This is a genomic window from Rossellomorea sp. H136 (genome assembly GCF_056838065.1).
The window spans coordinates 1,746,897-1,764,639 of sequence record NZ_CM166371.1 but is presented as its reverse complement, the minus strand read 5'-3'; the positions used below and the strand labels follow the sequence as shown (position 1 = coordinate 1,764,639).

Annotated in this window: 22 protein-coding genes, 1 tRNA gene and 1 riboswitch; of the genes, 9 read left to right on the top strand and 14 right to left on the bottom strand. The window is 39.1% G+C overall.

Annotated elements, in window-relative coordinates; all coding sequences use genetic code 11:
* Window positions 1-12: 12 nt before the first annotated feature.
* Window positions 13-193, bottom strand: a riboswitch (cobalamin riboswitch).
* Window positions 194-849: 656 nt separating this feature from the next.
* Window positions 850-1,626, top strand: a complete 777-nt coding sequence (locus ACYH0O_RS08940; RefSeq protein WP_482631994.1) for a SurA N-terminal domain-containing protein — start codon at window positions 850-852, stop codon at window positions 1,624-1,626.
* Window positions 1,627-1,749: 123 nt separating this feature from the next.
* Window positions 1,750-1,926, top strand: coding sequence for a hypothetical protein (locus ACYH0O_RS08935; RefSeq protein WP_482631993.1), 177 nt, complete (start codon window positions 1,750-1,752; stop codon window positions 1,924-1,926).
* A gap of 44 nt (window positions 1,927-1,970) precedes the next feature.
* On the opposite strand, the gene gndA is transcribed toward ACYH0O_RS08935, so the two are convergent.
* The gene (gene gndA / locus ACYH0O_RS08930) at window positions 1,971-3,383 is read right to left on the bottom strand and encodes an NADP-dependent phosphogluconate dehydrogenase (RefSeq protein WP_482631992.1); all 1,413 of its coding nucleotides are present in this window, start codon (window positions 3,381-3,383) and stop codon (window positions 1,971-1,973) included.
* 164 nt (window positions 3,384-3,547) lie between these two features.
* Between gndA and ACYH0O_RS08925 the strand changes: the two genes are divergently transcribed.
* Window positions 3,548-4,405 carry a MurR/RpiR family transcriptional regulator gene (locus tag ACYH0O_RS08925; protein ID WP_482631991.1) on the top strand — a complete coding sequence of 286 codons (858 nt, stop codon included), beginning with the start codon at window positions 3,548-3,550 and terminating at the stop codon, window positions 4,403-4,405.
* Window positions 4,406-4,503: 98 nt separating this feature from the next.
* Here the strand turns inward: ACYH0O_RS08925 and ACYH0O_RS08920 are convergent, their stop codons facing one another.
* On the bottom strand, window positions 4,504-4,794 hold the full coding sequence (locus ACYH0O_RS08920) for a nucleotide pyrophosphohydrolase (protein ID WP_482631990.1): 291 nt from the start codon (window positions 4,792-4,794) through the stop codon (window positions 4,504-4,506).
* Between the two features lie 342 nt (window positions 4,795-5,136).
* Here ACYH0O_RS08920 and ACYH0O_RS08915 point away from each other — a divergent pair, with 342 nt between their 5' ends.
* Window positions 5,137-5,268, top strand: coding sequence for a hypothetical protein (locus ACYH0O_RS08915; protein ID WP_482631989.1), 132 nt, complete (start codon window positions 5,137-5,139; stop codon window positions 5,266-5,268).
* A 141-nt stretch (window positions 5,269-5,409) separates the two neighbouring features.
* Here ACYH0O_RS08915 and ACYH0O_RS08910 read toward each other — a convergent pair whose 3' ends face one another.
* Both ACYH0O_RS08910 and ACYH0O_RS08905 read right to left on the bottom strand, forming a co-directional pair.
* Complete coding sequence (locus ACYH0O_RS08910; RefSeq protein WP_034763533.1) at window positions 5,410-5,610, bottom strand: cold-shock protein; 201 nt, start codon at window positions 5,608-5,610, stop codon at window positions 5,410-5,412.
* A 704-nt stretch (window positions 5,611-6,314) separates the two neighbouring features.
* Window positions 6,315-6,386 (bottom strand) — tRNA-Val (locus ACYH0O_RS08905).
* 148 nt (window positions 6,387-6,534) lie between these two features.
* On the opposite strand from ACYH0O_RS08905, the gene ACYH0O_RS08900 reads away from it, so the two are divergent.
* On the top strand, window positions 6,535-6,759 hold the full coding sequence (locus ACYH0O_RS08900) for a WYL domain-containing protein (protein WP_149155232.1): 225 nt from the start codon (window positions 6,535-6,537) through the stop codon (window positions 6,757-6,759).
* Window positions 6,760-6,815: 56 nt separating this feature from the next.
* On the opposite strand, the gene ACYH0O_RS08895 is transcribed toward ACYH0O_RS08900, so the two are convergent.
* The 4 genes from ACYH0O_RS08895 to ACYH0O_RS08880 all read right to left on the bottom strand — a co-directional run bounded on the left by ACYH0O_RS08895 (window position 6,816) and on the right by ACYH0O_RS08880 (window position 11,288).
* Window positions 6,816-8,801 (bottom strand): TRAP transporter permease, encoded by a 1,986-nt coding sequence (locus ACYH0O_RS08895; RefSeq protein ID WP_482631988.1) that lies wholly within the window; start codon window positions 8,799-8,801, stop codon window positions 6,816-6,818.
* Window positions 8,788-9,306 (bottom strand): DUF1850 domain-containing protein, encoded by a 519-nt coding sequence (locus ACYH0O_RS08890; RefSeq protein ID WP_482631987.1) that lies wholly within the window; start codon window positions 9,304-9,306, stop codon window positions 8,788-8,790. Before ACYH0O_RS08890 ends, ACYH0O_RS08895 begins: the two co-directional genes overlap by 14 nt.
* A 119-nt stretch (window positions 9,307-9,425) precedes the next feature.
* Window positions 9,426-10,418 carry a TAXI family TRAP transporter solute-binding subunit gene (locus ACYH0O_RS08885; protein WP_482631986.1) on the bottom strand — a complete coding sequence of 331 codons (993 nt, stop codon included), beginning with the start codon at window positions 10,416-10,418 and terminating at the stop codon, window positions 9,426-9,428.
* Window positions 10,419-10,733: 315 nt separating this feature from the next.
* Window positions 10,734-11,288 (bottom strand): phosphatidylglycerophosphatase A family protein, encoded by a 555-nt coding sequence (locus tag ACYH0O_RS08880; RefSeq protein WP_482631985.1) that lies wholly within the window; start codon window positions 11,286-11,288, stop codon window positions 10,734-10,736.
* A gap of 150 nt (window positions 11,289-11,438) precedes the next feature.
* Between ACYH0O_RS08880 and ACYH0O_RS08875 the strand changes: the two genes are divergently transcribed.
* The 4 genes from ACYH0O_RS08875 to ACYH0O_RS08860 all read left to right on the top strand — a co-directional run bounded on the left by ACYH0O_RS08875 (window position 11,439) and on the right by ACYH0O_RS08860 (window position 14,088).
* A complete protein-coding gene (locus ACYH0O_RS08875) occupies window positions 11,439-12,164 on the top strand; it encodes an alpha/beta hydrolase (RefSeq protein ID WP_482631984.1) in 726 nt (241 codons plus the stop codon).
* 172 nt (window positions 12,165-12,336) lie between these two features.
* Entirely contained in the window at window positions 12,337-12,855 is a 519-nt protein-coding gene (locus ACYH0O_RS08870; RefSeq protein WP_148968494.1) for a YjcG family protein, read from the top strand.
* Between the two features lie 3 nt (window positions 12,856-12,858).
* The gene (locus ACYH0O_RS08865; protein ID WP_482631983.1) at window positions 12,859-13,281 is read left to right on the top strand and encodes a GNAT family N-acetyltransferase; all 423 of its coding nucleotides are present in this window, start codon (window positions 12,859-12,861) and stop codon (window positions 13,279-13,281) included.
* A 132-nt stretch (window positions 13,282-13,413) separates the two neighbouring features.
* On the top strand, window positions 13,414-14,088 hold the full coding sequence (locus ACYH0O_RS08860; protein ID WP_482631982.1) for a DUF421 domain-containing protein: 675 nt from the start codon (window positions 13,414-13,416) through the stop codon (window positions 14,086-14,088).
* On the opposite strand, the gene ACYH0O_RS08855 is transcribed toward ACYH0O_RS08860, so the two are convergent.
* The 6 genes from ACYH0O_RS08855 to spoVAE form a co-directional block, all read right to left on the bottom strand.
* Window positions 14,085-14,981, bottom strand: coding sequence for an MBL fold metallo-hydrolase (locus tag ACYH0O_RS08855; RefSeq protein ID WP_482631981.1), 897 nt, complete (start codon window positions 14,979-14,981; stop codon window positions 14,085-14,087). The genes ACYH0O_RS08860 and ACYH0O_RS08855 overlap by 4 nt on opposite strands.
* Window positions 14,982-15,093: 112 nt before the next feature.
* A complete protein-coding gene (locus ACYH0O_RS08850) occupies window positions 15,094-15,372 on the bottom strand; it encodes a hypothetical protein (protein ID WP_482631980.1) in 279 nt (92 codons plus the stop codon).
* 225 nt (window positions 15,373-15,597) lie between these two features.
* Window positions 15,598-15,858, bottom strand: coding sequence for a sporulation-specific transcription regulator SpoVIF (gene spoVIF / locus ACYH0O_RS08845; RefSeq protein WP_113970022.1), 261 nt, complete (start codon window positions 15,856-15,858; stop codon window positions 15,598-15,600).
* A gap of 617 nt (window positions 15,859-16,475) precedes the next feature.
* Complete coding sequence (locus tag ACYH0O_RS08840) at window positions 16,476-16,592, bottom strand: YjcZ family sporulation protein (protein ID WP_082051146.1); 117 nt, start codon at window positions 16,590-16,592, stop codon at window positions 16,476-16,478.
* 79 nt (window positions 16,593-16,671) lie between these two features.
* The gene (locus ACYH0O_RS08835; RefSeq protein WP_149155221.1) at window positions 16,672-17,364 is read right to left on the bottom strand and encodes a DUF421 domain-containing protein; all 693 of its coding nucleotides are present in this window, start codon (window positions 17,362-17,364) and stop codon (window positions 16,672-16,674) included.
* 15 nt (window positions 17,365-17,379) lie between these two features.
* Window positions 17,380-17,736, bottom strand: a complete 357-nt coding sequence (gene spoVAE / locus ACYH0O_RS08830) for a stage V sporulation protein AE (RefSeq protein WP_149155220.1) — start codon at window positions 17,734-17,736, stop codon at window positions 17,380-17,382.
* Window positions 17,737-17,743 lie beyond the last annotated feature (7 nt).

Genomic DNA, 17,743 nt, shown 5'->3' with positions numbered 1-17,743 from the left:
TCCCGAAGAAGATAACACGTGATAAACAAGGCAGGTCTCCTGACTTGTGCTTCACCCTACTCTAAGGCCTTCCCATCGTATATGACAGTGGCAGTTCCTTATTTCGTCAGCACTTACAGTTGCGGGGACAGTTCCGGATTCACACCGGATTCCCTTTTAAGTCCATTCAGACACCCTATTCACAGGTTATAATCAATATATAGTTAAAATAATTAAACAGAACACAAAATGTTGTGTTCTGTACCATCATAAACGATTAAAAATGAATTTACAAGTGAAACTATTCATTTTGTATAGAAGTTGAAATCTTTTAATAGTATCACTCTATTACCCTCTTAAAGTCAAGAGATGTAACATGTTGAAGGAAAGGAAGGAAAACCCTTCCTTTAAAATATGCTTATAATTATTATTTTCCATGAAAAGAATAGAAGAAGATTGAATACTGCCTACTAAAGGATACTAGTCAGCCGACACCTTCCTAAATGTTAGTTGAAGAAAATGTAGCCACTCTATATAATTCAAATAGAAGGTTGTTTGACAGTATTCTTTGGTCCCCAATATTTTTTATAGGCTGTTTAAATGGAGGAAAAGTTCTCGATTTAAACAGCCTCTTTTTTAGAAACCAGGTGAAAGTCTTCTTACATTATCATTACTGTCCGGCAGTTGATAGTCGAATGTAACCGCATACACTATAGTGAATAGGGACCATATTAGTAATGCACTGTATTTCAACCTCATTACATTCTATACTTTTTGGCTTAAATACTTTCTTTTTACGGGCTTTTCCTTTAAAATGCGCATTAAGTGATTTTTTTTGAAATCACACCTTACTTCTGAAAGGAGTCTATTATGAAAAAATTATTAACGACTTTACTATTAGCTTTATTATCGATTGGACTAGCCGCTTGCGGTTCGAACGAGGAGAGCCAAAAACAAGCTGACGATAAAGCGAAAACAGAAGAAAAAAGCGATGGACAGGCTCAGGAAGAGCAAGCAAAGCAAATGGAAGAAATGCAGAAGAAAATGGATGAGCAAAAGATTGAAAAAGATAAGATCGTTGCCATTGTAAACGACGAAAAAATTAAAGGTGAAGATTTCAATAACGTATTGACTCAATCACAAATGCAATATCAACAAATGGGGCAAGACCCAACAAGTAAAGATGCAGCAAAGAAAATCAAGGAACAAACAATTGATAGCCTGGTTGGACAAACACTCCTTATGCAGCAAGCCAATGAAAAAGGATATAAGGCATCAGAAGATGAAATCAATAAACAACTGGAAGAAGTTAAAAAGCAGTACGGTGATGAAAAGAAGTTTGAAGACGCAATGAAAAAAGCAGGATTCACGATGGACGAATTAAAAACTCAAATCGCTGAAAACATCAAATACACAAACTACGTTGAAAAAGAAATCAAAGTAGAAGAAGTCTCTGAAGATGAAATGAAGAAATTTTACGATCAGTACGCAAGTCAGCAAGCTCAGAGTGAATCAAAGGATGCACCAAAATTTGAAGAAGTTAAACCTCAAATCAAGACTCAGTTAGAACAACAGAAAAAACAAGAAAAACTTGTTAAGCATGTAGAAGATTTAAAGAAAAATGCTAAAGTTGATGTAAAAATCTAAAGCTCTACCAAAGAAGCCACCTACACGGTTAGGTGGCTTTCTTATGTTCTATTCTCCCGATGTTTTCACCTGCTCAAGAAGGGTATGGTACAACAACGACTCATTAAGGGAGGATGAAAGATTATGACGAAAAGGGCAAATGACAATCCTGAACAAATCAATAAAGATCATGACGGCATTCTCGATCAGCATGAAAGTGAGCAAAATGTAGACCCAATTCCCCTCGATGACTTAAAAAAAGAGCAGTGGGACGAGAAAAATAAGCATCATACGAAAAATGACTCATCAAGCAAAGAATGAAACGTTAACCAAAAGCCCTGTGGGATTCCCACAGGGCTTTCTTCTTATTTAGATAACCAATCTGTATGGAATGTCCCTTCTTTATCCACACGCTGATACGTATGAGCTCCAAAATAATCACGTTGAGCTTGAAGGAGATTGGCTGGCAATGACTCAGAGCGATAGCTGTCATAATATGCTAAAGCACTCGCAAGACCCGGTACAGGGATACCTAATTTAATGGCTGTAGCCACCACTTCTCTCGCTTCCTCCTGATAGTTTTCAACGATTTCCTTGAAATACGGATCGAGCAGCAAATTCGTTAATCCCGGTTCACGATCATACGCTTTCTTGATTTCTTCCAGGAAGCCTGCACGAATGATGCAACCACCTCTGAAAATCATGGAAATCTCGCCGGGCTTCAGGTTCCAACTATACTCTTCAGAAGCAGATTGAAGCTGGGCGAAACCCTGTGCATATGAACAAATTTTACTTAAATACAACGCTTTACGAATCATTTCGATAAACTCTTCTTTGTTACCGGAGAACTCCATATTTCTTGGTCCTCTTAAGATTTTACTTGCCTTCACTCTTTCTTTCTTCATGGCAGAGATGAAACGGGCAAATACAGATTCAGTAATGATCGATAATGGTACACCTAATTCCAGTGCAGAAATACTCGTCCATTTCCCTGTTCCTTTCTGGCCTGCTGTATCCAGGATTACGTCAACAAGGGGTTTTCCTGTTTCTTCATCCACCTTTGTGAAAATATCTGCCGTGATTTCAATCAGGTAGCTGTCGAGCTCCCCCGCGTTCCATTCTTTGAATATCTCATGCAGATCAGGTGCGCTTAAACCCAATACATGTTTCATAAGATAATACGCTTCACAGATAAGCTGCATATCACTGTACTCAATTCCATTGTGGACCATTTTTACATAATGGCCTGATCCATCTGGACCGATATATGTACTGCACGCATCGCCTTTTACCTTGGCCGCAATTGCTGTCAGGAAAGGCTCGACTAAATCGTATGCTTCCTTTTGACCGCTCGGCATGATAGCAGGACCGTATAAAGCGCCTTCTTCTCCGCCTGAGACACCTGCACCGATGAAGTTGATTCCTTCTTCACCAAGTTCCTTATTGCGGCGAATCGTATCTTCAAAGTATGTGTTTCCTCCATCAATCAGAATATCCCCCTGATCTAAATGAGGAAGCAATGATTCAATCGCTTTATCTGTAATATTACCGGCTGGAACCATAATCAATATTTTTCGTGGTGTTTCTAATGACTGTACGAACTCTTTTACATCATGAGTACCGACCATGTTCTTCTCTGGATGCTCTTCAAGTACTTCTCTTACCTTCTCACTAGACACATCATAGATGGAAACGGAATAGCCTCTGCTTTCGAAATTCAAAGCCAGACTCTTCCCCATCACTCCGACACCAGCAACCCCTATTTGTTGTTTTTTCATATATTTATCATTCCTTTCACTTCGAGTAATTATATTTTCACCGTATATATTATAATACGAAATAATTTTCCGTGGTGGATTTTTATGAAATAATATTTTTTTATTTCATGAAGTAGGTTAAAATTATTTTCATGAAGAATTCGCTTAGAGGAGGTTTCCCCTGCATGAAAGAGGAAAAAGTACAGCATTGTTTACCTCGTATCCGTTCTCATTACTCTCAATTCAGTGAAAAAGAAAAGATGATTGCAGAATTTATTATTGCTAATCCAGAAAAAATTATCCACTCCACCATCAGTGGTGTAGCGGAAGAACTGAACGTTGCAGATGCTACAGTCTTCCGATTCTGTAAACGCTTGGGCTTTAAAGGCTACCAGGCCATGAAGATTTCTCTTGCATCCGACCTGGTGACCCCTATCAAAGATATTCATGAAACAATCAATGAAGAGGACTCTGAAGGCGTTATTGCCCAAAAAGTGTTCAGGTCCAATATCAGAACATTAGAGGATTCTCTAAGCATGCTGAACGAGGAAATGTTTACGAAAGCTATTCGAGGGATGATAGGTGCCAGAAGAATAGAATTTTATGGTACGGGTGGATCGGGGTTTGTTGCCATGGACGCTCATCATAAGTTCCTCAGAACAGGCATGACCACTACAGCGTACAATGATCCCCATATGCAGCTGATCTCCGCTTCACAATTGACCGATGCTGATGTGATCGTCTTTATCTCTCATTCAGGATCGAACAAAGATTTATTGGAAGTATTGGACGTAGCGAAGAAAAATCGGGTAACGACCATTGCCATTACTCACTTTGCCAAATCCCCTCTAAGCAACGGGGTCGACATTCCTCTATTTACGGTATCTCAAGAAACCGAATATCGATCTGAAGCACTTGCTTCAAGAATTAGTCAACTTAGTATTGTCGATGCCCTCTACGTTAACACCATGATGAAAAGAAAAGATCTATCCAAATCTTCCCTGCAAAAAATGCGTGACGCGATTTCCATTAAGAAAATATAGTCATTATTGTATGGTAAAGGACATCAGGCGTTCAGGGTTTCCTGACGATTATGAACAAGTAAAGGGACGGACCTTTTCGGTAGGTCCGTCCCTAATCATTACTTCGGATACTTCAGAGCATTCTTTTCCAACTTCTCATATACTTCTTCTTCTAAATCGATATCCATTTTATCAGCCAGCTGGACTAAATAAATCAGGACATCAGCCATTTCTTCTTTTATATTTTGACGTGTCGCTTCCACTGCTTCCCGGCTTGTTTTCCATTGGAAATTTTCCAGGAGTTCATTTGCCTCTAATGAAATGGAAATGGCAAGATCCTTTTCATTATGATTGGCATCCCAATTTCGTTCATTCCTGAATTCAATGACTTTTTCACACAGTTGTTTCATCTTCTCTCTCCCATTTGCCTATGATCTTTTACCACTTCTTTACTATAACACGGGTGGCAAAAGGATTGGGACAGGGATGAGCAACTTTATTATCCTTAAACTTCCAGTCATTCAATCGATTTTGGACCTGGAACCTTCGTCACGACATCTTTCCCATCCATATATACGGCGATCAAACCATCGAGGACCCTGCCCATTTCAATATCCGTCGCCATTTCCACCATCTTGTATGGGTATTCTGAAATTCTCCAATCGCCTTTCCCTTACTTACCAAGGATATCGATGTATCACTTGTTAAGAATAAGAATGTAACAACCATTTACGGTTTAGGAGGAGACAACGATGACTAATAAAAATGACAATCGTGAACGAAAAAACAAATACCCAAACAACAAAAAAAGCGATAATGAATTCTCGAAAGAACTCAATATTCGCAGTGAATTGACGAAGAAAGATTTAGGAAATAAATCATAGAAATATGAAGCTTATAACGGCCGTTTAATTTCGGACATATTGGAAAGACGCCCATCTATTCTCAATTTTCCCGGTTACTTAAATATCCCCATAAAAAAACAGACTCACGAATGAGTCTGTTTTTGGATTTGTAAAGTTAGATTATGCTTTACGTACGTTAGCTGCTTGTGGTCCACGAGCACCTTGTTCAACGTCGAAAGATACTTCTTGACCTTCGTCAAGAGATTTGAAACCTTCACCTTGGATCGCTGAGAAGTGTACGAATACGTCGTCTCCACCTTCAACTTCGATGAATCCGAAACCTTTTTCTGCGTTAAACCATTTTACTTTACCATTTTCCATGTTTGTTGCCTCCTAAAGTGCGTTACACACAATGTATTACTATTCTTGCGATATCAGGTGAAAACCAAATCTTGTTCTTCCCTCGTATACCGGACAAAAATAATTCTTCTATAGAATAACAGTAATGAAACAAATAAGCAAGTTCTTCAAGGAGAAGTTTCGAAAGTCAGACCTCTTACACAATATTACCCCCATCAAATAATCTGTTGATATGACTAAATTACTACCTTCATACCTGTTAAAGCGCTACCATTATGTTTATCAAGATTTATCACTAATGGGACTCTAAAATGAAGGGTAAACTGTGGTATAATGAGAGAATATGAAAGGGAGTGCCCAATGAAATCCACAAAAAATCGGTTTAGTAATGGCGCAATGGTTACGATAAAGGAAACTGGCGAAACAGTGACAATATTGAAATGGCAATACGTTAAAAATATGAAGCGATACTCATATATCGTAAAAGAACATCCTGGCACGTTTTACTTTGAGGAAGAATTAGAAGTTAACTAAAAGAAGTGATCATATCTTAATATGATTTTGGCAAGGACTCTTACGTGAATTCCAACAGAGTCCTTTTTACATTAATTTAAAGGCAAGCCTATGTTTGCCTTTTGACACTGATAGTCCTTCATAAAGATATGTCTACATATGAAAAAAGAAAGCCTGCATCTTTTAAATAAGATGCAGGCTTTCTTTTTGTATGACCTGTGAGGGATTCGAACCCACGACCCCTTCCCTGTCAAGGAAGTGCTCTCCCACTGAGCTAACAAGTCGAAATGAAAGGTATATATTAAATTATAGTCATGATGAGAAAAATGTCAATCATTTTTTGTTCTATACATTTTTCTTCTGGGAATTCATGTATGAAAGAACATTCGTTCGCATATACTGTGAGTACCATTCCAGGAGAGGAGCTCACAAATGAATACGGTATTACAGCGATCATTCATGGACCAACGTCCCATTGAAATCATATATATGACTCCTGAGTCCATTTGTACGAAAAGAAAAATCATCGTAAAAAAAGTCGATGGGGATATTATCCTGGCCTATTGCTTATTACGACAAGAGTTCCGCAGATTCAGACTACAAGATATTTTGGCCGCTTATCCCCTTCTCCCTTATAAGAAACGTACCATATCCTAGTTGGAAACTAAAATACGTGAGGCTGACCTAATAATGGGTCAGCCTCACGTATTTGTTTATGCTGTTGCTTTTTTTGGTGTTTTGTCTTCTCTTTTAATGAAGAATTGTAACGAGAGCATGACAGCAAATAATACTAAACCAATAATGTCAGTGCTTCCCTCTGGATAGATCAGCATTAAACCGGCTGCTACACAAAGGAAACGTTCAATCACATACACTCTTCTGTACCAATACCCGATCATCCCTGCCCCTATGGCCATCATTCCTGTGATCGCCGTAAAGACAACCCATAATAATCTCGGGATCGTTGTATCAATCATCAGCAACTCAGGTGACAGGACGAACATATACGGAATAATAAAGGCGGCAATCGCTAATTTAGCAGAATTGACCCCGGTCCGTATCGGCTCTCCTCCTGACACCCCGGCGGCGGCAAATGCTGCAAGAGCCACTGGTGGCGTGATATCTGCAATGATACCAAAGTAAAAGACAAATAAGTGAGCCGCTAACTCAGGTGCACCTAACAGGATGATCGCAGGTGCCGCGATTGTGGACGTGATTACGTAGTTGGCCGTTGTCGGTGATCCCATACCTAATACAATCGATGCAATCATCGTAAATACTAGGGTCAGGATTAATTTACCTTCTGATGAATTTGTTAGATCAGCAGCAAGATCAACTAAACCATTCGCAAGTGTCAGCCCTAATCCCGTTTTTGTCACTACGCCGACAATCATCCCTGCAGCCGCAGTTGCAACAGCTACGGAAAGCGCAGTACGTGCACCGTCTACGAGTGCGTCGACTGCATCTTTAAAGCCAATCCTTGTCTCTTTTCGAATCGCGCTAATGACGACCGTAGCAACAATTGACCAAAGTGCTGCACGCATAACACTCATACCGCTGACTAATAAAATAATGACCGTAAGAATCGGCATTAATAAGTAAATTTTCTTTAAAACTTCTTTACGATTAGGCATTTCTTCGTCTGAAAGACCACGAAGACCGATTCGCTTCGCTTCAAAATGAGTCATAATCCAAATCCCTGTAAAATACAAAAGAGCAGGGATAGTGGCAGCCTTTGCGATATCCCAGTATGAAATTCCACCGATGAATTCAACCATTAAAAATGCTGCAGCTCCCATGATTGGCGGCATTAACTGACCACCCGTTGAAGCTGCTGCCTCTACTCCACCTGCAAACTCTTTACGATAGCCTAGCTTTTTCATCATTGGAATCGTAAAGGAACCAGATGTTACAACGTTCGCAACGGAACTCCCACTGATCGTTCCTTGCAGGGCACTCGAGAAGATTGCAACCTTAGCAGGACCACCAGTGCGTTTACCGGCAATAGCCACAGCTAAATCATTGAAATATTGCCCTACGCCTGTTTTAACGAGGAAGGCCCCGAATAATAAGAATAGGAAGATGAAGGTTGCTGAAACATATAATGGCGTACCAAGAATCCCTTCACTTGTAAAGAACATCGTTTTAACGATATCGTCCCAATCATATCCCCTATGCGCAAGGAATCCAGGCATCAACCGTCCATAATACATATAGAGAATGAAAGTAGATGCGATAATCGTGATGGGTAAACCGACTGCACGACGGGTTGCCTCCAATACTAAGATCATCGCAGCAAAACCAACATAAAAATCAAGTGATGTCATTATGCCTACTCTGCTGACAATGTCATCTTGCATAATCGGCCAGTATGCACCAATTCCTACAGATATGACAGAGAGAACGACGTCATACCACGCCACTTTATCTTTTCGCAGGTTCTGTTTCCTGGCAGGAAACAGAAGAAAGACAAGTGACAAAGCAAACCCTAAATGAATGGATAATAATAATTGTCTTGGGATAAATTGAAAGATCGATGCGACTAATTGAAATAATGAAAATGCTAATAGACCATAGAAAATCACCCATTTAAACAGTCCATGGTGTAGCTTTCTCGTTGATGATTCAGGATCATATTTTTCTAATAATTCTTGTTGTTGTTCGGATGTTAATGATTCGAATTCTTTATCTTTTTCCAACAACGGTCACTCCTTTCCACTGATCATATAGTGTTTGTTTCTTCAATTGCATTCTGACGACAGACCCTTTATCGAAATAGTCCGCCAAAGGATAGACTTTCCCATCCAATACTAGGCGATGATTGGCTGCCACTTGTCCAATACGAATATCAATGTACGGAAACACCTTATTCATATTTGAAATTAAGTATTTGCCTTCTTCTGTCCTCTCGAAGGTTTCATTTCCTTCTGCGTTCGCAGGCATACCAATTGCAGTATCCTCATAAAGCAGCTTTGTTTGTTGAATGTGGTTAGTAGATTGGCGATAAAACTCTTCTACTTCTGAGAGATGAATAGAATGAGTGTAACGAACCGAAAATGTATGATCATCAGGAAGTCTGAAAAGGACAGGATCACCTTCAGTACTTCTCGGTTCGATTACCAGGTATGTTTGAAAGGGAATAAAGATGATGAATAAAAGAACAAGAATAATGAGAATTGTTCCTATGAATGAAATTTTCTTCATAACAAAGTCCCCACCATTCCATTTATTACTGCTGTACTTAACATTTTTTAGCCTATACCAAAACAAAAGAATAGACCGTTTTACGCGGCCTATCCCTTCGTCCCTCTGCTGGTGTGGATCTATTCCATTGAAACGCCTTTTTCATCAAAGTATTTCTTCGCACCAGGATGTAATTCAATCCCCATACCCTTTAGTCCATCTTCAGCCTTGATTAACTCACCTTTGGCATGAGTGATTGCATTTGTATTTTCAAAAATGGCTTTTGTCACATCATAGATTACATCTTCGGAAATATCAGCATTTGTTACTAACATTGCACGAACCGCAACGGTTGTAACTGCCTCATCGACTTTACTGTACGTCCCTGAAGGAATTTCATCCTCAGAGTAGTATGGATATTTCTCGATCAGCTCACTGATTTTACCGGATTCAACAGGTACGATTGTAATATCTTCCGTTGCGGCCAAACCTTCAACCGCTCCGGTTGGAGTACCTGAAGTAATGAACGCCGCATCGATTGTACCATCCTGGATACCAGTAGTTGAATCATCAAATGATAGATTGCGAGCTTCTAAATCTTCTAACGCAATTCCGTGAACCTCAAGGATTTGTTTCGCGTTCAGTAATGTTCCAGAGCCGGCTTCACCGACAGAAACAACTTTACCTTTCAGATCTTCAACGGACTTGATACCTGAATCCTTTGTTGTAACGATTTGAATCGTTTCAGGATATAGAGTGGCAATTCCTCTTGCATTTTCTACTTTATTATCGCTGAACATTTCAGTTCCTTCCGATGCATAAGATGCGATATCGGTTTGTGTAAAAGCGATTTCAGTTTTACTGTCTTTAATGGCAGCCATATTTTCAGCCGATGCCCCTGAAGTAGAAGCCGAGGATTTGATTCCTGTTTCATCTTCAATGATCTTAGCGAATGTTCCGCCTAACGGGTAATATGTACCCCCGGTTCCACCTGTAGCAATCCCAATGAAGTCAACCTCTTTGTTATCTTCACCCTCAGATGATCCTCCGCCTGATCCTCCGCCACATGCAGCAAGAATGACAGATAGAACTAGAAGTAGTGCAGTGCTTAGATAAAAACTGCGTTTTTTCATATTCTAATTCCCCCCTATTAAATTTCTACTTTACCGAAATAATTGTAACACAGCCTGTAACAATCTTGTCAAATCAAATACATAAAATTTTAACAATTTTTATAAAAAACCTATTTTACATCCATTTCACTCTGACTGAAATCTGTTGTACGGCTTGTTCTTGTAAGGCCAATTATTTTACAAATGTATACATAATGTATAAAGCGGTTACAATTCTCCGGTCAATTTTCCTCCCCTGTGCATGTTTGTCCACAGTAAAAAGACTGAAGAGGAACTATTCCTCTTCAGTCCATCTGTTATATATCAGGCAATGATTTAGCCTATCAATTCCTCATCCTCAAATTTCATCTTATCTTCTTCTGAAATATTTTCTTCACGGTCCCGTAGGCTATGTGCAATTCTCGAAGAAGCATTTGCCGCAATACTTGCCACGATATCATCTAAAAAGGTATGGACACCCTTCCCATTCTTCGTATCGAGGTCACGGATGATACCAATTTTATTTTTGTCAAGATGGCCAAAAGTGGTAACAGCGATGCTTCCATATCCTAATGCTGCACCTAAAGCAATGGTCTCATCTACTCCAAACAACCCTTCATCTGATTCAACAATTGATTGAAGTGGTTCGGAAAGCTTCTTCTCCTCAGCAAGTTGATCCAGTTCTACCCCTACAAGAATCGCATGCTGAATCTCTCTTTTTAACAACACTTTCTTCACACTCTCGATACAATCCTCCATATTTAACTCATGATTATATGGATACTGCATTTCATAGACGATTTCAGCGATATCTTCTATTGATACGCCTCTCTCTTTCAGCCTCTGTAATGCAGCTTTCGTTACATCTCTTGAATGTACAGGTTTATTCATTGAGATACCCCTTTCTGGACAGTTCCTAAACTTACATGAATTATACCATTCTTTTGAATTTTCGTATTCAATCCGCTTTAGGGAATTATCGAGGAGAATATGATACAATCTTTCTGTAAACGTTAACACTGATTATAGGAGGCTATCGTCATGACAACCGCAAGAGGAACTGTAACCGAATTAAACCTCTTTAGTAAAGAACTGAATGAAGAGATTAAGATGCTCGTATACCTGCCAGCTACTTTTTCTCCCCTCTATAAATATTCTCTGCTGATCACCCAGGATGGTAAGGACTATTTCCAGCTGGGAAGAATACCTCGCCTGGCAGATGAACTTCTCGAAAATAGGGAAATAGAAAACATGATTATCGTGGGAGTCCCATATAAAGATGTTGAGGACCGGAGAAGAAAATACCATCCACATGGTGAAGAAAACGATGCATACATTCGCTTTTTAGCACATGAATTGGTCCCGTATCTGGACGAGCATTACCCAACTTATCATATGGGAATGGGACGTGCCCTGATTGGTGATTCATTAGGAGCGACAGTCTCATTGATGACTGCATTAAAATACCCAAATACATTTGGCAAAGTTCTCCTGCAGTCACCTTTCGTTAACGAGAAAGTGTTGGAAGCCGTAGAAAACTTCTCACAACCTCCATTGTTAAGCATTTACCATATCATTGGGAAACAGGAAACAGAGGTGAAAACGACGGACGGCAAAGTAAAAGACTTTTTAAAGCCAAACCGTAAGCTTCACGAGACATTCGATCAAAAAGGATTCTCTTCCTTTTACGATGAGTTCGACGGAGATCATACGTGGAAGCATTGGCAACCGGATTTGAGACGTGCTTTGAAGATAATGTTTAACTAAACCCACGACTAGGCAAGGGACCACCCTTGCCTCTCTTTAAATGAATGCAGGGAGTTGCTGGCATCACTTTGATAAAAGAAGATCCTATCCGTTCGCCCTATATTAAATTTTTGAAAAATTTGCTATACTATACATAATACAAAGATAGTTAAATAGAGGAGGATTGAAGAAAATGAATTATGGTATAGTCATTTTCCCATCGAAAAAACTGCAAGATATCGCAAACTCTTATAGGAAACGTTATGATCCTCATTATGCATTGGTTCCACCACATTTGACATTAAAGAATGTCTTTAGTGCAGATGATGATCAAATCAAAGATATAGCTAATAAATTAAATGTTATTTCAAAGAAATACGATCCCTTCAATTTAAAAGTGTACAAAGTAAGTTCTTTTCAGCCTGTGAACAATGTAATCTATTTCAAGGTGAACTCCACTCCTGAACTGCAAGGGTTACACGATGACATGCATAGTCAAAACTTCATGGGTGACGAGCCGGAATTCGCTTTCGTTCCTCACATCACTGTCGCCCAAAAGCTTTCGAATGATGAACACTCGGATATTTTCGGATCACTGCGTATGCTTGGAATCGATCATGAAGAAACCATTGACCGATTCCACTTGTTGTATCAATTAGAAAACGGCTCTTGGACAGTTTATGAAACCTTCCGTTTAGGAAAGGAAGAGTAAGAGTTGAAGGTCGAAGTTGCAAAAACAGAAAATCAGATCCAAGAGGTATTCAATATTAGAAAGACAGTGTTTGTGGAAGAGCAAAAGGTTCCACTTGAAGAAGAGATTGATGAGTTCGAAAACGAGTCCACTCATTTTGTCCTTTATGACCAAACAGTCGCTGTAGGTGCAGGCCGTTTCCGTATTCTTGATGGAATTGGCAAAGTTGAAAGAATATGTGTTTTAGAATCCGTCAGGGGTAAAGGAGCAGGTCGTGAAATCATGCTTGCGATTGAAGAGCATGCGAAGCAACAGCCCTTATCTCAATTAAAATTAAATGCACAGACATATGCAATCCCTTTTTATGAAGGCTTAGGATACAAAGTTACATCTGATGAATTTCTGGACGCAGGAATCCCTCATAAAACAATGAAAAAGGATATTTAAAAGGAACAAGTAATTAAGCAGAACCGCTTAATTACTTGTTCCTTTTTTTTTGCTTCAGGCAATTCATTTTAAGAAGTATATTACAATATCAACTCGTCGATAATGGGAAAGTGTATGGGAAGGGGGATCCTTATGGGAATCACATCGATTGCCATCGAATTAATCGTAGGGTATTTTGCCTTATTGATTCTTACGAAAGTACTTGGTAAAACTCAAATCACTCAAATATCTGCCTTTGATTTCATTTCAGCATTAATTCTTGGTGAACTTGTAGGGAACTCCCTGTATGATGGGAAGATCACTGTGATTCCGATCCTTGCTGCCATTTTTATCTGGGGGAGTTTGATCTTTTTTACAGAGTATTTCACCCAGAAATCCCGTCGATTTCGTCATATATTGGAAGGTACGCCTGCCTTAATCATTAATAAAGGGAAGATCAACTTCGATGAGCTGAAGAAAAATCACTTAGATCTGAATCAACTGCAGCATCTGCTTCGTGCAAAAGATATATTCTCAGTAAGGGAATGTGAATTTGCCCTATTAGAGTCTGACGGTACGCTGAGTGTGATTAGAAAACCGCTTTATGAAATCGTACAGCGTCAAGACCTTAATATACCGGCAAAAAATGCTTCCCTCCCTCTTTCTTTAATTGTGGATGGAGAAATCGTATACGATAATTTAAAGCTGGCCGAACAAAGGGAGGATTGGCTTTTAAGTGAAATAAAAAAACAAGGCTTCCTCTCCTCCAAGGACGTTATGTATGCTGAATGGGAAGAAGGAGAAAGCCTTTTAGTACAAGGTTATTAATGAGGCTTAATGATGAGTTCATTATTTCTAATGGTGAACGATAGGAGTTTCTTTCGTTCAAGACTGGTAAGATAAGCTGTAACCGATGTTCTGAACAAAAGCCATTGCCCCACATTTGATACAACTATTTTATGTAGATCCAAATACTCTTTCATGAGTTTTCCAAATGAAAAGCCACTTGCTTTTTCATTAACTAGTGTCAGGAGAGCATTCATTCTTTCTATATGAAGATCAATATTTTCCTGAACTGTTTTAACAAAGTTTTCTTCATAGTGCCCGTGACCTGGAATCGCTCCTTTGCATGATATGTGAAGGAGTTTTTCCAATGAATCCAGCGTTTGGTCCGCATCAATGATAAACGGAATGACATGTTTCTCCAATGCATCCCCACCAAAATAACTGTCCGCTGCATATAAAACATCATCAACAAGCATACCTACCTGACCATAAGAATGACCCGGTAAGTCAATTACTTCAAATGTAAATGGTCCAATGCTATTTTCACCAATTTTCAACTCATCATCAATGACCACTGATTGTCCTTCAAGAAACTTATTTCTCAGGTCATTTATTGGATTAGCTCCATTGAATAGATAAATCGGTTCAAGGATCGAATTCTCCATAATCGCTTTTTCAAGTTTTGGAGCATACAATGGAGTCCCTTGTCTTTTCTTCAAGTAGTGAGCTCCTCCAAAATGATCGGCGTGGGCATGGGTGATGACACAATAATGTAACGGCAGCCCTTCATTGGATAAGATTTTCATCACTTTCTTCATGGAAGAATCATCCAAACCGCTGTCAATAAGAAGCCCCTTTCCTTCTTTAATGCAGTAGCCGACGGTAACGCTACCTGTAAATGCATAACAATGCTCGGCAAGGTTTTGTAGTTTCAAGTTATTACCTCCAAATATGTCCCGGGCCAGATACCAGCAGTTAATTAAAAAATCCCATAAGGTTCGCTCCTTTGGGATTTTTCAAAGTGCATAAAAAGTCCCTCAAACTTCTTTATACATATTCGTTAAAGTGCTTTCCTTTTCCTGTTAAATGGGCTAATAAAGTTGTTGGAATGGATTGTTTAGTGAGTGCCTGGTATGAAGTCTGTCGTTGATTTGATTGAAGAACATGATAAGATGATTCTGTTTCTTCATTATATGCTTGAGTTTTATTTTTCATGGGCTTTACAGGTTGGACGGGGAGAAAGGTAAACGGATGTTTTTCGACTTTTAATTCTCGTTCCTGATACTGTTTATACTGATGGTGAGGAATTGGAGCAATGTATCCCATTTTCATTACCTCCTTGGTATTAGTTACCCATATTGGGTTGAACATTAAACTTTATCTAGGATTTATCGAATACATGGTCTGTTCAAATTCTGCTGAAATATGTATCATGCCGGGATAATTGTCTGACTACCTTACACCCTATTCAAAAAATAAATAGGAGAATTAACATAAAATACGTGTTGGCACGCATCTTTATGTCCATTCTCCTTCATTTATTTATACCTTTTATTTCTTCCCCTTGTTTAACATGTTGGAGATGGTTCCAAAGTCTAATTGCTTTCCATCATTTACAATCGACTGTACAATCTTATTTTCCATTTCCTTGTTTACGGGCTTATTGGCAATTTTAGATACGCGTTTAATGACGCTTCTAACGGTTGCTTCATCTTTGAAGTTTGCATTTTGTAATGAGTTCGCAAGCTCTAACACTTCGTTCATGTTTACGCCTGTCTTCTTCTCTAAATTCTTAAAAAAGTTATTATTCATTTCCTTCACGCCTCCTTTTAACTATAAGCATCATATGTAAAAAACCCAGGAGCGTGATTATGAATTAATTTTATTGAAGGTTTACATGTTTTCCTGTATTTAAGATTCATTATTAAAAAAATTGCTCTTTTTCGTTAACCTTGTTGCTATCTACACAGAGAAAGTACGGCCTGAAAAGCACCCTCATTGGGGTCTCGCCCACTGGCATTGCATATCTTGCAAAAAAGTGAACTTAAATTTAAATATGTGTTAGCGTGAAAATGTGACAGTTGCTTTCCGCTACAATCCACCCTGTGCTTCTAATTTCGTCTTCCTAATAACGGATAGACAAATACCAAAAAAGCTCCTATTGTGGCTATGTTAGCGTTTGTTCCCAAAACAAACTATCTACAAAGGAGCACAAAATTAACCTCATTATGCAAGGTAAAAATATAATTAGTCAATGTATATCGTTATTACCTACCAAAGATTTAGCTTGTTTTATGACACCTTTTAGCTCTGTCACAAATTGACAGAGCCAAAGCAGAACCCATGTTATTAAACAACAACCTTTGTAAAAAGAACAAAACAAAAAGACAAAATCTCTCAAATGAGGATTCTGCCTTTTGTACCCCTTTCTAACAGAAGCTTGCTCCAACGATAATCAAGAGAATGAAAAGCACAACGATCAATACAAATGTTGAGCCATAACCGCCGCCGCCATATCCACAGCCACCGTATCCATATCCATACATATAATTTCACCTCTCTTTTACCTTTAGTCTCTTATAACATATGTATAGAGAGAACAATACGTATGGGCTTTTGGAGAATTTATTGTGTGTTTGTCCAATTGTACAGGTCGAAGGTCAGGTTTCCTTCAGTGTCAAGTTGGGCAAGGAAAATGGATTCAACTTGCAATTGTCTTTTGGCTAGCTCTTTTTGTAACCAGGGCAGAGGAAATCCTACTTCTCGCAGAGCCTCTTCATCTATTTCCCCATCTGAAATGACTGCTTGTGGAGGAGTAGACTTTTGTGAGATATTAAATACATCTTCTCGAACAAGCGGCCTTTTTTCTCTTTTGAGCAAAACACTTAGATCTCCGTTGGTATCCAATGACGCAAACTCCACATCTGCAGCTCTGAAAACGTCTTTCTTTCTCAATTGTTCCAGCAGTTCATCAACGGAATACTGTTCTTTCTTTAAAGCCTTCTCATCAATATTTCCATCCTTTATGAAAACAGCCGGCTTTCCCTCAGCAAATCGTCTAAATCGAACGCTCTTAAGAGAAAGAAATGAGAAAATGAGTGGAAAGGAAAACCATAAAAAGATGCTCATCAGCCCTTCACTTAAAGGAAGGCCAAGATCCATGGAAAGTGTCCCTGCAATGCTCCCAACCGTGATTCCTGTAATGTACTCAAAAAATGACAATTTAGATAACTGTTTCTTCCCAAGTAACTTGGTTATTGCAAATAAGGAAAGCAAGATAAATATACTGCGTAACGCCACCTCTAAATATTCAGGCATCGTTTTTCACCTCTATCATCCTTTTGGTTTGAAAAGGAGTGCCCCAATGACACCGAATATGATTGCTGACGAAATCCCTGAACTTGTCACTTCAAACATCCCCGTAAGGACTCCCACTATCCCATGCTCCTGTGATTCCTGCATGGCTCCATTGACAAGGGCGTTACCAAAACTTGTTATAGGAATGGTCGCTCCTGCACCGGCAAAATCAATGAGCGGCTCGTACAATCCAAATCCTGAAAAAACTGCCCCCGCCACAACCAGTAAGCTTAGTGTATGAGCCGGGGTTAATTTAGCAACATCAAACATTAATTGACCAATCACACAAATGATGCCGCCTATGGTAAAAGCCCAAAAAAACATTGCTAACACTTCGTTT

Excerpts from the sequence above, each read along its gene's own strand:
- ACYH0O_RS08940 (WP_482631994.1), top strand. The coding sequence starts at position 850 with ATGAAAAAATTATTAACGACTTTACTATTAGCTTTATTATCGATTGGA.
- ACYH0O_RS08935 (WP_482631993.1), top strand. The coding sequence starts at position 1,750 with ATGACGAAAAGGGCAAATGACAATCCTGAACAAATCAATAAAGATCAT.
- gndA (WP_482631992.1), bottom strand. The coding sequence starts at position 3,383 with ATGAAAAAACAACAAATAGGGGTTGCTGGTGTCGGAGTGATGGGGAAG.
- ACYH0O_RS08925 (WP_482631991.1), top strand. The coding sequence starts at position 3,548 with ATGAAAGAGGAAAAAGTACAGCATTGTTTACCTCGTATCCGTTCTCAT.
- ACYH0O_RS08920 (WP_482631990.1), bottom strand. The coding sequence starts at position 4,794 with ATGAAACAACTGTGTGAAAAAGTCATTGAATTCAGGAATGAACGAAAT.
- ACYH0O_RS08915 (WP_482631989.1), top strand. The coding sequence starts at position 5,137 with ATGACTAATAAAAATGACAATCGTGAACGAAAAAACAAATACCCAAAC.
- ACYH0O_RS08910 (WP_034763533.1), bottom strand. The coding sequence starts at position 5,610 with ATGGAAAATGGTAAAGTAAAATGGTTTAACGCAGAAAAAGGTTTCGGA.
- ACYH0O_RS08900 (WP_149155232.1), top strand. The coding sequence starts at position 6,535 with ATGAATACGGTATTACAGCGATCATTCATGGACCAACGTCCCATTGAA.
- ACYH0O_RS08890 (WP_482631987.1), bottom strand. The coding sequence starts at position 9,306 with ATGAAGAAAATTTCATTCATAGGAACAATTCTCATTATTCTTGTTCTT.
- ACYH0O_RS08885 (WP_482631986.1), bottom strand. The coding sequence starts at position 10,418 with ATGAAAAAACGCAGTTTTTATCTAAGCACTGCACTACTTCTAGTTCTA.
- ACYH0O_RS08880 (WP_482631985.1), bottom strand. The coding sequence starts at position 11,288 with ATGAATAAACCTGTACATTCAAGAGATGTAACGAAAGCTGCATTACAG.
- ACYH0O_RS08875 (WP_482631984.1), top strand. The coding sequence starts at position 11,439 with ATGACAACCGCAAGAGGAACTGTAACCGAATTAAACCTCTTTAGTAAA.
- ACYH0O_RS08870 (WP_148968494.1), top strand. The coding sequence starts at position 12,337 with ATGAATTATGGTATAGTCATTTTCCCATCGAAAAAACTGCAAGATATC.
- ACYH0O_RS08860 (WP_482631982.1), top strand. The coding sequence starts at position 13,414 with ATGGGAATCACATCGATTGCCATCGAATTAATCGTAGGGTATTTTGCC.
- ACYH0O_RS08850 (WP_482631980.1), bottom strand. The coding sequence starts at position 15,372 with ATGGGATACATTGCTCCAATTCCTCACCATCAGTATAAACAGTATCAG.
- spoVIF (WP_113970022.1), bottom strand. The coding sequence starts at position 15,858 with ATGAATAATAACTTTTTTAAGAATTTAGAGAAGAAGACAGGCGTAAAC.
- ACYH0O_RS08840 (WP_082051146.1), bottom strand. The coding sequence starts at position 16,592 with ATGTATGGATATGGATACGGTGGCTGTGGATATGGCGGCGGCGGTTAT.
- ACYH0O_RS08835 (WP_149155221.1), bottom strand. The coding sequence starts at position 17,364 with ATGCCTGAATATTTAGAGGTGGCGTTACGCAGTATATTTATCTTGCTT.